The following is a 12,479-nucleotide window of genomic DNA, read 5'->3' on the forward strand; positions in this document are numbered from 1 at the left end:
CTATCATTCCTCCTTGAAACCGCTTTCAAATCAGTAAGTTCAATTTCTTAACTAGATAAATCCCCATGCCTCCCTCTTTTTTAAAAGTTTTACCTGTATACCTTAATGCAATTTCTGTGCCACATGATTTAGGTTTACTCTACAAACGAAAAACGCCAAAAACGCTACTTAATTCCTGTATTCTTAACGGCACATGATTGATTCATAGAAATGAAGTTTTGTAGCATCTCTTCATCGGCGATTCAATTTCCCATAAATTATTCGCCTTTGCATAACCCAAGCCAATGATAACTGGAAAAACCCTCTTTAAATCACTTACTGTGACCTGGCATGATAATTGCATAATTAATCATCCATAGGAATTCATTTATATGAGTTTCAAAACTATTATCGTTATAAGAAAATGGAGGAATAGAAAAATGAAATATCCTTTATCCCCTGATGTTAAACCAGAGTTTTGTACCACCGGATCATTTATGCGCTTACCTTCTTCAAGGGAAAATGCCAAATTGGCAGTGATAGGTATGCCTTTTGATACAGCTGCATCATTCAGGGTAGGAGCCCGGTTTGCTCCACAGGCTGTCCGCCAGGCATCCATGACGTTATTTCCTTACCATCCCATTCACAAGGTATTTCCGTTTGACGAATGTAATGCAATTGATATTGGGGACGTTTCGGTGATTCCCCATAATATACATCGAAGCTATGAGTTAATTGAAAAGGCTATGGCTGACTTGATGAAAAACGGTATCATTCCAATAGGCATCGGGGGAGATCATTCCGTAACATTGGCTAATCTAAGAGCTGCCGCAAAAATACACGGTCCTGTTGCACTTCTTCATTTTGATTCACATACAGATACCTGGGATACTTATTATGATGAAAAATACTGGCATGGTTCCCCGTTTATCCGTGCATATGAGGAAGGCTTGCTCCAAACGGATAAAGTTTTCCAGATTGGCATCAGAGGTACGCTCAATCATCCAGGAGATATAGATTCAAGTACAGATCTAGGTTACAATGTGATAACAACTCCCGAGCTGAAGAAAAGAGGAATCGAAGATGTCGTGAAGGAAGTCAAGAAAACCATTGGGGATACACCTTGTTTCTTGACCTTTGATATTGATTTTGTAGATCCATCATGTGCTCCTGGAACTGGCACCTTGGAGGTCGGCGGTCTAAATAGCCTTGATACCCTAGAGATGATACGTTCTCTGCAAGGATTCAACTTTATTGGGTTCGACCTGGTAGAAGTCCTCCCGCCGTACGATCCAACACAAATTACATCACTATTGGCAGCCACCATCATTCATGACTTTGCCAGTTTAGTAGCCTTACAGCTAAAAGAAGAACAAAAAAAGGAGAATTCATCCGAAAAAAGTTTATAGAAGCAAGCGGTAATTATTAAAGAGGGATATTTCAGGTCGATACGTTATCGTTCAAAAGGCATCTGCTTGTAGTGAAAGCAGATGCCTTTTTTCTATATCATCTTTAATCTTGTCCTGCATTTCCTCTATAAATCATTTCATATAAACTGATGAACAAGTTCGAGCTATCGATGTGGGAAAATTAAAAAAACACATCCCATCTGAAAGAATGGGATGTGTCATCATTTTATTCGTCTGATTCTGCCCCAGGACGATTGTATTGTGTTGGCAGGGTATCCCAAAAGCTTGCATCAACAGTTTCTATTGAATCATCGGCAATAGCTCTGACAGCTGCATCCAAAGTGGTTACCGTTTGCTTTATTAGATAGCCATTACTTTTTTGTCCAAGCGCCACTGACTCGATATTGTGGTCCGACATACCTCGCATCTCAAAGAGCAGTGTGGCAATATCATAACGAACGGCTGCACCATTACGTCCTATATTTTCTCCAGAACCGCCATCATACCTACCAATATGCCCCCAACCAGTTGGTTCAATGGAGTTATATACAACAGCACCCAGTTTTTTTGACGCTTCTAATACTTCAGGCTTTACATTAGCGTTTGTAGGATAAAGAATTGAACCTGAAACAAGTTCACCATCTGTTTCGCTTAGCGTCCCTTGATGATGTAAATCTATCATGTAATCTATATCGTATTTCGCAAATACATTTTCGTGTAAAGCCTTTACCTCCACTTGCATGGAATCAGTTTTTTTATCATGCTCACGGTTTAAGTCGATCCCATTTGCATTTGCCCGTGTTAGATGTCGATCACCTTTTGCTAAATAGTCATCAAGAGGGAAATTAACATCTCCCATTGCCCCATCTGCATTTAACATGGGAATGATCAGTATATTAACATTTTCCAATAAACCTTTAGTCTTATTCGTGCCTAGATGTTTAATGAATTCGAGTGCACCTTCAGTAGTCAGTTGTTCATTTCCGTGCTGTTGAGTTAAAAATAGTATAGTAGGATTCTTGGGATTTGAAATGTATTTCGCTAGGTAAATATCCCTCCCTTTTACCGTTTCGCCGATTACTTCCAGTGCCAGCCTTTCTTGTTTAGCATCCTGCGTTTTAAGATAGCTTACCAGGCTTTCATATGTATGAAGATTTGAAGTTGTCACTTGACCATTTCCAGCACTGGGACCATTTCCAACCGCTCCGACTGGCAGCGCAACAGCTGTAACTGCGCTTAATGTCATTAAACTAGATAATGAAACTGATAGGACTTTCTTTTTAAAATTCAATAAAAACCCTCCTTATAATTCAATTACTAAAAAATAACTATTACTAATATTCTGACATTTTTAACACTTTGTGTTAATAGTGAAAAATAACTATGTTTCAAAAAGTTTTCTTCTGCACCATATAACTTGAAAGGAATTACTTCTACAATGGCGATATTCAAAAAGGCATTTTCTGTTTGACGAAACCAATCATGAAGAAAAACCAGGCGGGTACCCGTCTGGTTACTAAGTTGATAAAACTATCAATTTTTATTATTGCCTGCCCTCCGTCAGTGGAATTGACTCGTATTGTTCCGGATTGATTTTATATACTGAGCCATCAGTAACTCCATCAATTATTCCATATAACCCTCTTTCCACTGCTTTAATAAGCATGCCTTTTTTCTTTTGGCCAAAAGACTGTGTTTGGCCTCTGACTTCAAAGAGTACTGTCCCACTTCCGTTTAAAGCAAAGGCTCCTAAAGCCGTTCCAGGAAGGTTTTGGTTTTGCGGATATAAGGATATATTTCCATATGGAGAATTACCTTGTTCTTTCATCGCATTATATACCGCTACATTCAATTGTCTGGAAAAATCATAATTATAGTTTTTTGCATATTTGGCATACTCTTGTCCTGAAGGCGAGCTTGGATCAGGAACAAATTGAGCGGAAAGCGAGTATGTGACTAAATCATCCGTTCCATCAACTTCATAATAGGGAGCTTGGTGGTGCAAGTCCACAAAAATCTCCACCTTTCCGTATTGCTTCAGGAGAGACTTGTAAACATCACGCGTTGTTTGTGATTCAGGTGTTATGAACCAACCAGGGGTGGATGATTTTCCAGGGAAGTCTTTAGCTTGAGGAATATAATTTAAATCAGGATTAAAGTCACGATTCACATCGAAACCAGGATTGGACTCATAATCGAATGATTCATTTTTGTATGTATAATAGTTCCAAGATGGATTCGCTCCTGCTAACTGTGGAAACTGTTCCACGACCTCTGACCAGGTCATATCATTTCCCCGACGGTTCAATTCAGCACCATCCGGATTCATTTTAGGCAAAGCCACCAGGGTAATTTCTTTGCGAATTTTCTCCGCTTCAGGAGAATTGGTCCCCAAAAACTTCAAGATATTCAAGATGGCATCCGTACCAGTTTTCTCATTTCCATGAATCTCACTTTGAATTAAAACGACTTTGTCACCTGTTCCCACGGTTGCTTTATAGATTTCTCTATTTCTATTAGAATATCCAGCTACATCCACTTTTACTTTACCTTGGCTATTACTCGCAATTTGTTCTAGCTTTTTCCCTAGTTCAGCATGATCTGTAAAACCTGAAACCGAATAAGTTTGTTGAATGGGTGTTCCTGGGGATACTTCATTAGCTGCAAATGTTGGTGCCGCAATACCCGCCGATAAAACGGCAACTCCTAGAGTTGAAACAAGTTTCCTGTTTTTCATATTACAACAATCACTCCCTTAATATTTTTCTATCTCATTATACAAAATGGCAAAGGAGAAATATGTTGGAATTTGATGTCGTATTATGGGTTTTAATGATCGGGCATATGTTTTTAAACATTGTAGTAATGTCCACTTGGACGGACTTAAATCATACTACCAAGACGAACTGACTAAACCGTACCACTACTGCCTTTCTCTATATCCCTCCTCCTCTTCATCTGTACAGGTTTTATCTATGAAGCAGCAAAACTTTCCAAATCGCCAAGTAACTATAAGATTTCCGCTACATCATTATTCAGGTCATGCTTATCTGCGATTTGAAAAAAGTGCCGATTTTTCCATGCAAAAAGATCCGAGACATGTGTATCACGGATAGTTCCCGGAAGTCCTTTAACATGTAAAATTTAGGCTGTGATTTCGCCATGTGGTAGCGAATCCTTTCCCATTTGGGATTAAATCTGTAAGCCGCATCCAGATGCAACATCCGCTTGAAAATATCTAATGTGATGCAAGCTGCTCCTACCTTCCCCTAATTTTCCCAACCACTAATAATAACAATGGCAGAAAAAAACAAATCGTTAAGGAAAAAGGTGTCCAAGCTGTAGCTATAAAGTTTTGATAATGTACTATATCGGGATGCGAAAAGATGGTAAAAGCGAGAATTAGAAAAGCTAATGGGAATAGAAGAATTTTGTAATTTTGCATACCTAGCAATTGAGCTAGTCCTAAGGCGAGTCCATAAAAGCAAATGGTCAACTTAAAATACTCTGTAAAAACCCAAATGAATGCCACAATGTCCTCGACCCTTTCAAAAAAATTACCAATGCTTATCCTCATCCCCAGTTTATAAGAAGGATAGGTTAATCTTGCTGTATTATCAGCATCCAATACGAGGATACTGAAAATGATCACTAACAATAGAACGCCGCCACCTAATAAAGTCCCTAAATAAAAGCTTTTCTTCATTTCAGCCTTTTCTTTTATATATGGCGTGAGCATTAAAAAGAAAACAAGCTGAACATAAGGCAGTGCTAAAGAGTGATACTTTCAGATACATAATTGCAACGTCTGTTTGCGTTTTTTCACCAATCTGTTTTGTTTCAAGCCAAAGGTTAGGATCTTTGATTCTCCGTCTTATTAAAGCCGTATTTGTTCGCAGCGTTTCAGTGAACCCATCCTTCGGGCCTCTTACTACTGTTTGTGAGGAAGGTTCCTGAACTCCGCGATCGACCCATTCTCTTGAGCCGAGTGCTATTCCTTTTGGGGAGCCATCCATCAATAACATCGTGTCTCCCGATAAAACATGGTTAAAAAGTTTTTGGAAATCATTTATTTCCCCTATTCCCCCTACAGGAAGAGTATGTGATTTTATCATTTCAAAACAGTCAGCGGGATTAAAGACCGCTACGTCCAAATCCGAGTTCCTAATTTCAATCATCAAAGTGTCGAGGATGAAGTCTTGGACGGATACCGAATCCGTTAATCCATCTGTGTAAACGATGCCTAACTTAATTTCCCCATTTTTACCTGCTTGAAAATCCCTTATAACTAAGTCTGAACTATTCCCTAACGTTTTCTTAATATGGTCTAAATTATATTGAAGATCAGAGGATATAAGTTTTGTTTCATGATTCTTTGAGTCTTTACTTCGATTTTCGGCTTGAATTGGATTTTGGTTTAGATTTTTAGTTTTGCTGGAGTTTGGATTTTTGCTTTGATTTAAGTCTTCTTGTTGGTTTTTATTTTTCACTGATTGTTTACCTTCAATTAACTTCCTCAATGGGATAGGAACTCGAGATTTCAATGCTTACCCCCTCATAACCAATAGCCTATTAAAATTATGTTTTCACCTTGGCTGCAATTATATCCATCTAAGTAAAATTAATTGCAATTATAAAGAGCTAAATCATTGTAGACATGATAATCTTTATCAAAATTCTACTTTTTTGTTCAACAAAAAAACGCTTATTCGTGAAGATCGATCATTTAATTAAAGGTTGCTGGAGGTGCCTCGGATTAACCTTTCTGAACCTAGTTTTGTTGAGAAAGATTAATGACAGGAATGTCGCTGCTTTTTGATTACACTGTGGAAATCAGAAAAATGAAAAAGTCGTATTAGTGGAATTCTATGAGTAAATGCATAAATCGCCAATTTTGCATAATTATTTTGTTCTTTTTTCATTTTTGAGAGCAAAAACTTCTATTTTTTTGTTGAACTAAGTGACAGAAAGTTGGATGGTTTTGGGGCATAAAAACATGAAGAAGAACTCTGCAGACCTCCACAGAGTTTTTATGAGCTTTCAACTAAATTTTTGGGTGACAGGGCAACTTGCCTTTGAATATGGCAAAGAATTCTCCCTTAAACTTGTTCAATTTTTTTTGATTATAAGTTTATAAATACCTGGTCTTTTCACCCTTATTTCATAAATGTTTTGTTCCCATTTTCCCCGCACTCTATAAATAGTTTAAAATTTCATTGCTGGTGCATATGTACAAAAAAAAGGCTACACCCAGTAGGTGCTAGCCCATCCTAAAAAAAATAGGAAATGAACAATTTATGGTATCAAGGCACCGAATTCAAGATTCCATTGTAATATATTCAGCTCCATGTTCTTTTGCCCAATTATGTATATAACTGAGCAGACTAAATCCAAGGCCACTAGGACGATGATTTACATCAGTAACCAAATCTTGTACAAAAACATAGCGTTCATTATATGAATCTTCACGCCAGCTAATACCTGCTAAAGCTACGATGCTTGTATCATGATATAAAGCAAATAACTGTTTACCCTCCTTACGCATATCATTTAATAATTCTAGATATTCCTCTAAAGTCAAATCAGTTCGTAACTGACTCAATATAGGATAAGCCTGTAAGAATTGATGTTCTACAGTTAACTCTACAATATTTTCCACTGGTATTTTCATACGAAAATTCTCCTAACCTTTTTAAATTTAATTGCTTCGCCTTCCCTTTATGAATCCGGATTAATTTTCTGACATATAACCAAGGGCAAATTAAACGTCAAATAAATATTTTTCAATAATTGTGTGTTTAACAGATTCCTATTCTTTTCCTTACTCAATATACACACAAGAGACATACACAAAAATAATATGCAAGAATTGTACCAGTTCAAAAATCGCGAAGGAGCGCATCAGTGAAAAATTAGGTGGCAGTTAAAAAAAATACTCACTGAACATTAAGGTTCGGGACTAAGAAATTAATACTTTCTCTTGGACAAGAATATCTTCCTGTATGTTTTTCATTACAATGCATGAACATTTTGTCTCGGTTTTGAGAATTGTGCAGGTTATAAACAAGCATACATAATACATATAGGAGTGCGGCACTTTTTAAAATACAGGTTGTTTATTTTCTATTTTGAATCTAGCACTACTAAATAATTGGCAATTCATTATATTTCTTTTAAAGCGATTTCGCGATATATTTCTATACCTTTACCAATGAAATTGATTCTAATGACATGTCGGAATGTTGAGGTGAATCCTGGGAAAAACGGGCCCGGATAATGAAACGGGGATGGATTGTTGAAGAAAGGCAATTAATTTCTGTGTGAATAACTTTAAAATGAATAGCCAAAAATAAGGAGTATCGATTTTAGGTCTGGTCATGCCTTTATTATTGTTTATCACGGCTAAATTTAAAAATATCAGTAAAAAGCACCATGGTAGCCAACAATGATAACACTGATGTGAGTTAGAGGATTAAAAAAAGAACATCATAAAAATACCCCCAAAATTCAATTTGCCGCGTTGCATTTGGCTGAATTGGATATGATCGTAATGAATATTTACGAATGAGGTGAGTATATTGAAACATAAAATAATCATTATTTTTAGTCTGGTTTTTATAGCATTCATGACTGGTTTACTCATCTTTTATCTCATAAAAGATGATTCTTCGCGATGGATGGTGGCTCTAGGGGGAATATTGGTAAGTGCCTTGCCCATTTCATTACTGTTTGTAAAAAATAACCCCTTTAACATTCCAATCATAATCGGTTATTATGTTTTTATTTTCTGTACGACATTTTTAGGATCTATCGCAAATTTTTATGTTGATTTTAAATGGTGGGACTCTGGCGTTCACTTTTACAAAGGTATCTTCGTAGGTTTTGTTGGGATTGTTCTTTATAAACTATTCATCCCGCAAAAAGCGAGAAAAGATGTTTCAAGGTGGCTCATCTTTCTTTTTGTTCTCTCACTTTCAGTCATTGCCACTGTTCTTTGGGAAATATATGAGTTCGCAGGAGATCTCACTTTTACTCAAACCATGCAGCGAGGCGGTAATAAAGATACCATGTACGATATAATTTTCGGTCTTACAGGCGGATTGCTTATTTCCATTTATTCTAGTGTACAAAAATTAAAATTATGATGATTTGTTGAGGTAATCATATGAAACGTAAGCTAGTTATTTCATTAAGTTTAGTGTATGTACTTTTCATGGCAGCATTATCTATTTTTCACTATACAGCCGATGAAACTTTCAAATCTCTGGTTTCGATAGGCGGTGTGGTATGTGGGGCAATTCCCCTATTACTGGCCCTATTTACCAAGCTTCAATTCAATCTGCCAATTATCATTTCCTATTTAATCTTCTTATTTGGTTCACAATTTTTAGGTTCTATTTTAGGTTGGTATGGTCTGGGGTGGTGGGACACATTATTACATTTACTAAGCGGTTCCCTTCTTGCTTTTACGGGAATTGCTTTATATGAACGAATGGTATACAGAAATGCAGGCAAAGAGATTTCCCCTTGGTTTGTCTTTTTATTTACCCTCTCTTTCTCAGCACTTGGTGGTGTCATATGGGAGATCTACGAATTCAGTTCTGATCAATTATTCGGAATGACACTACAAGGCGGGGGAAATAAAGATACAATGATAGATTTAATCGCGGATACTATTGGAGGACTTATCATTGCAGTGTGGGCCGGAGTGCGGACAAAGATTAAGTTAAAGAAAACATAAAAACGTTCCAGTTGATTTCAGAAATCCGCTCCCTTTCCGCCGACTGTCTGCCACGCCTCCTCTACGGTCTCGGCTAAACAGTTATTCGGCAGGAGTGTCGCAAATTTCTTCAATCTAATGAGGTTTCATCCCATATAAAACAGTAAACAAACATAGGTAATCATTCCCTCAGCAAAACGAGAAAAGGGTTCGGGATGAGACCATTAATAACACCCTTTTGTCGACATACAGAAACGACCATCATATCGATGGTCGTTTTGATGTTCATTTAAATATGATGGAAATTATTTTTTCCGTCGTCATCGCACTATCTACCACATACGTTCCAGGTCGTAATCCGTTGGCCTTGCCTTTCTTTTCAACCGCGTCAAAAAAATCATTGGCATTTTTAATGACTTTTGCCTTTTGTAGGTTTTTACCCACATCGATGCTTGTCGAGCCTTTAGACACAGTAAGAACTGTACGGTATATGACTTTTTCTGCTGGTTCTTTTACCGTTTCTTTTTCCGCTTCCGCTTTATCTTTAACCGACTGTGCTTCAGCAATCTGATCTTCCCATTCTTTTTCGGAATGTATGACATACCCTTCTGAAGCCAGAGACTCTTTCATTTCATCTTCTGATAGTTTCTCCGATGTGCCGGTCGCTTCACCTGGACCAAAGAAGTACACTGCACCGCATAAGCCTGCTGCAACAACAATGCCTCCGGCAAAGCTGCGCATTGATTTAGATGTCATTGGCCACATTTCTCCTTTCATTCTTCGTTTTTATGTAAGGAGTAAGCATGCGCTCTATTTCATCTTCCGGCTGTTTTGTCTTCAGTGCGATGCTTTCAAATGAATAGCCTCGCTTATGTAGGTCGAGTACTTCACGCAACAAGATCCGCGTTTCGGAAGACATTGCTAGAACGCCTGCCTCTTGCACCGTAATTTCAGCATCTATCTCGATGTTCCTGATTTTTTCCTGTAATACATTCATTTCATCTCCAAAAGTGATAGCAACCTGTTCCAATTGACTGTCCACTTTTACAGAATCCTTTTTAATAAACGATAAAATGAACAGTAATACTGCTGCAGCAAACAAAATGATCAGAGCCCATTCCATCATTCTATGTCCCTCCTTAATCTTTGAATCTAATATCTCGCTTTCTAATTATATATTGATTTGTTCCAAAACTCGATTTAAAAGAACAAAATACCACAATAGTCACGTATTTATGACAAAAAAAGGCGCAGGGTGGCCATCCATAACTATTAATGATGAAAAAACGAAAAACATGACTTCCATTTGAGGACCATTTTACCATAATCCATCCATCATTTATACCATTGTTAATATATTAAGGCAAATGATCTTTATTTGGCATCCTCATACTGCAAGAACGCTGTCTATCTGAGTTAGTTCAACACATATAATTAGGCATTCCATTCATCACCCACATACGTCAATTTCGTTTACTTTTCCCTAAAAAAGTCCATGGGGTATATTAAATGACAAACACGTTTCCAAACGATAAAATATATACTATCAGGTTCCTTTTCCTGTTTCATTAAATAGGTACAATTTTTTTTAGTGCCATATACTTATTGGGTTCATGCAAGATAATAAGGAGGAAACAATGAATATCAAAATAAATAATATACCGGGCTTCATGCAAGCCGAACTCGAACAACTTCAATCAACATTGTCCCCCTTGTTGAAGAAAAATATGAAATACGGTTTTTTTTCGACGGTGATGATAGGCTTTTCCATCATTAATCTTTTTTTTCTTTTATTTAAGAACGAATCTATACCCATCTCGAAAATCGCACTTGGAATCTATGCATTGGTGGGAGCTGTTGGATTTGCATTATTAAAAGAAAACAAACACAACAAAAGGGAAATAGTGAAAATGAGTCAAAAATATATGTTGGAGAGAATCAAAAAAAGCAGCTATTTAACAGATGCCAGAAAAAGTAATTACTTTAAAAGAGTAAATGAGCATCCGCTTACTGCCATGAATGTTTTTTTTGAGTTTCTTGCTGAAGAACAACAATGGAAGAACAAGTCCTCACACCCGGAATAAATAAAAGGCAGTTCGCAAATTTCATAACTTTATCGGTCGTTCAAATAAGCAAAGAAAGTCATCACAAATAAAACAACTCAACCAGTATGCTCCGGTAAACTACCGAATCACACTGGTTGGTTGCTTAAGAGCTATTAAATTTACGAATTTCCCTATTAACGTTTCTTTTTTAAATGCTTTCCAATTGGCAGCTAGTTAGTTCTGGAGGTTATTATCAATAAGTTCATGAAAATAAACTGCAGCATGTTCAGTTGGAGAAAAGATACCATTTGTAAATGCCTCGGAACTTAATCCTTTTTGCAATTTTTCCACCAGTTCAAAATCTTCCTGCCGTACTTGATCAACAAATTTAAAATATTCTTCTTTTTCTATGGTTGTTTTTTCATCGAGGGAGTAATCACGATAAATACCTAACGACGTCTCAGCATCAACAGGAATTACTTGAATGGTATTCACATTCCCGTCTCCTGGATAAACGTTAATCATCATATTTGGCCAAACCCAATAAAAACGTGCTTGGTCACCCTCACCATTCTTGCTTACCGTCATATACTGATAGGTGAATTTGTCGTGTGTCGTTGTGCAAAAGTTTGATAAATCAAAAGATTTCGCAAAGCCAGGATGAGCAATGGAACAATGATCACATTCAAGGTAATTGTCAACAACAGCTTTCCAATTAGCTTTAACTACACGGCGGGTTTCCCTAACTAGTTTCAGTGAATCAAAGAAGGGATACTCTTTCATTTCCTCTAAAAATTCCTGATATGCTTCTGCCATAGAAGGTGCATTTTTGTCTAGATTGACAAAAATCATAGCATTCTGAACTTCTAAGCGTATGGATTTCATACAGCTGTGTATGCCCAGTTCATTCGTTTTAAAATTAGGAGCTCTATAAACACTTCCATCTAATTTGAACGTCCATCCATGGTATCCGCATTGTAAAATTTTTTTATTTCCTTTATCGGAGTTTTCTACTTTCATTCCGCGATGAGGGCAAATATTGTAGAAAGCACGCAGTTCACCATCGGTACCGTGAGAAACGATAATAGGCTCTCCAGCGATATCCAATGTCATGAAATCACCCACTTTTTCAACTTGGCTTGCATGCCCCGCTAATATCCAGCTCTTTCTAAAAATTTTTTTTCTTTCTTCATCGAATACCTTTGGATCAACATACCGTGAATATGGAAGTGTAGGGCTGAACTGTACATTTTCTTTAGTGGACATATTGAAAATCCCTCCTGTATTATGATCTAATTTAAAGTTAAAAAAACGCTTGGTACAATT

12 protein-coding genes are annotated in these 12,479 nt (G+C 37.0%); 4 read left to right on the plus strand and 8 right to left on the minus strand.

The window, feature by feature from the left end:
* Positions 1-419 precede the first annotated feature (419 nt).
* A complete protein-coding gene (speB, locus tag AC3ISB_RS17180) occupies positions 420-1,388 on the plus strand; it encodes an agmatinase (protein ID WP_098370686.1) in 969 nt (322 codons plus the stop codon).
* Positions 1,389-1,614: 226 nt separating this feature from the next.
* On the opposite strand, the gene AC3ISB_RS17185 is transcribed toward speB, so the two are convergent.
* The 5 genes from AC3ISB_RS17185 to AC3ISB_RS17205 all read right to left on the minus strand — a co-directional run bounded on the left by AC3ISB_RS17185 (position 1,615) and on the right by AC3ISB_RS17205 (position 7,059).
* Positions 1,615-2,679: a M14 family zinc carboxypeptidase gene (locus AC3ISB_RS17185; RefSeq protein WP_141993504.1), complete on the minus strand. Its 1,065-nt coding sequence runs from the start codon at positions 2,677-2,679 to the stop codon at positions 1,615-1,617.
* A gap of 252 nt (positions 2,680-2,931) precedes the next feature.
* Positions 2,932-4,125, minus strand: a complete 1,194-nt coding sequence (locus AC3ISB_RS17190) for a M14 family zinc carboxypeptidase (protein ID WP_489273766.1) — start codon at positions 4,123-4,125, stop codon at positions 2,932-2,934.
* Between the two features lie 522 nt (positions 4,126-4,647).
* A complete protein-coding gene (locus tag AC3ISB_RS17195; RefSeq protein ID WP_489273767.1) occupies positions 4,648-5,127 on the minus strand; it encodes a GerAB/ArcD/ProY family transporter in 480 nt (159 codons plus the stop codon).
* Positions 5,096-5,932: a spore germination protein gene (locus tag AC3ISB_RS17200; RefSeq protein WP_489273768.1), complete on the minus strand. Its 837-nt coding sequence runs from the start codon at positions 5,930-5,932 to the stop codon at positions 5,096-5,098. The genes AC3ISB_RS17195 and AC3ISB_RS17200 overlap by 32 nt, the downstream gene beginning before the upstream one ends.
* A gap of 773 nt (positions 5,933-6,705) precedes the next feature.
* Positions 6,706-7,059, minus strand: coding sequence for a GNAT family N-acetyltransferase (locus AC3ISB_RS17205; protein WP_141993509.1), 354 nt, complete (start codon positions 7,057-7,059; stop codon positions 6,706-6,708).
* An 898-nt stretch (positions 7,060-7,957) separates the two neighbouring features.
* Between AC3ISB_RS17205 and AC3ISB_RS17210 the strand changes: the two genes are divergently transcribed.
* Together AC3ISB_RS17210 and AC3ISB_RS17215 are read left to right on the plus strand one after the other, a co-directional pair.
* On the plus strand, positions 7,958-8,533 hold the full coding sequence (locus AC3ISB_RS17210; protein ID WP_489273769.1) for a DUF2238 domain-containing protein: 576 nt from the start codon (positions 7,958-7,960) through the stop codon (positions 8,531-8,533).
* Between the two features lie 20 nt (positions 8,534-8,553).
* Positions 8,554-9,129 (plus strand): DUF2238 domain-containing protein, encoded by a 576-nt coding sequence (locus AC3ISB_RS17215; protein ID WP_489273770.1) that lies wholly within the window; start codon positions 8,554-8,556, stop codon positions 9,127-9,129.
* 264 nt (positions 9,130-9,393) lie between these two features.
* On the opposite strand, the gene AC3ISB_RS17220 is transcribed toward AC3ISB_RS17215, so the two are convergent.
* Together AC3ISB_RS17220 and AC3ISB_RS17225 are read right to left on the minus strand one after the other, a co-directional pair.
* The gene (locus AC3ISB_RS17220) at positions 9,394-9,864 is read right to left on the minus strand and encodes a hypothetical protein (RefSeq protein ID WP_480338713.1); all 471 of its coding nucleotides are present in this window, start codon (positions 9,862-9,864) and stop codon (positions 9,394-9,396) included.
* Positions 9,854-10,234 carry a hypothetical protein gene (locus AC3ISB_RS17225; RefSeq protein ID WP_260399844.1) on the minus strand — a complete coding sequence of 127 codons (381 nt, stop codon included), beginning with the start codon at positions 10,232-10,234 and terminating at the stop codon, positions 9,854-9,856. Before AC3ISB_RS17225 ends, AC3ISB_RS17220 begins: the two co-directional genes overlap by 11 nt.
* A 511-nt stretch (positions 10,235-10,745) precedes the next feature.
* Between AC3ISB_RS17225 and AC3ISB_RS17230 the strand changes: the two genes are divergently transcribed.
* Positions 10,746-11,192: a DUF5392 family protein gene (locus AC3ISB_RS17230; protein WP_098370699.1), complete on the plus strand. Its 447-nt coding sequence runs from the start codon at positions 10,746-10,748 to the stop codon at positions 11,190-11,192.
* Positions 11,193-11,387: 195 nt separating this feature from the next.
* Here the strand turns inward: AC3ISB_RS17230 and AC3ISB_RS17235 are convergent, their stop codons facing one another.
* Positions 11,388-12,419, minus strand: a complete 1,032-nt coding sequence (locus AC3ISB_RS17235; RefSeq protein WP_141993513.1) for an aromatic ring-hydroxylating oxygenase subunit alpha — start codon at positions 12,417-12,419, stop codon at positions 11,388-11,390.
* Positions 12,420-12,479 lie beyond the last annotated feature (60 nt).

This window comes from Peribacillus sp. GL_122 (assembly GCF_057835005.1).

What these genes read in the sequence shown, in the direction of transcription:
- speB (WP_098370686.1), top strand. Translation starts at nt 420, where the DNA reads ATGAAATATCCTTTATCCCCTGATGTTAAACCAGAGTTTTGTACCACC.
- AC3ISB_RS17190 (WP_489273766.1), bottom strand. Translation starts at nt 4,125, where the DNA reads ATGAAAAACAGGAAACTTGTTTCAACTCTAGGAGTTGCCGTTTTATCG.
- AC3ISB_RS17195 (WP_489273767.1), bottom strand. Translation starts at nt 5,127, where the DNA reads ATGCTCACGCCATATATAAAAGAAAAGGCTGAAATGAAGAAAAGCTTT.
- AC3ISB_RS17205 (WP_141993509.1), bottom strand. Translation starts at nt 7,059, where the DNA reads ATGAAAATACCAGTGGAAAATATTGTAGAGTTAACTGTAGAACATCAA.
- AC3ISB_RS17215 (WP_489273770.1), top strand. Translation starts at nt 8,554, where the DNA reads ATGAAACGTAAGCTAGTTATTTCATTAAGTTTAGTGTATGTACTTTTC.
- AC3ISB_RS17220 (WP_480338713.1), bottom strand. Translation starts at nt 9,864, where the DNA reads ATGACATCTAAATCAATGCGCAGCTTTGCCGGAGGCATTGTTGTTGCA.
- AC3ISB_RS17225 (WP_260399844.1), bottom strand. Translation starts at nt 10,234, where the DNA reads ATGATGGAATGGGCTCTGATCATTTTGTTTGCTGCAGCAGTATTACTG.
- AC3ISB_RS17230 (WP_098370699.1), top strand. Translation starts at nt 10,746, where the DNA reads ATGAATATCAAAATAAATAATATACCGGGCTTCATGCAAGCCGAACTC.
- AC3ISB_RS17235 (WP_141993513.1), bottom strand. Translation starts at nt 12,419, where the DNA reads ATGTCCACTAAAGAAAATGTACAGTTCAGCCCTACACTTCCATATTCA.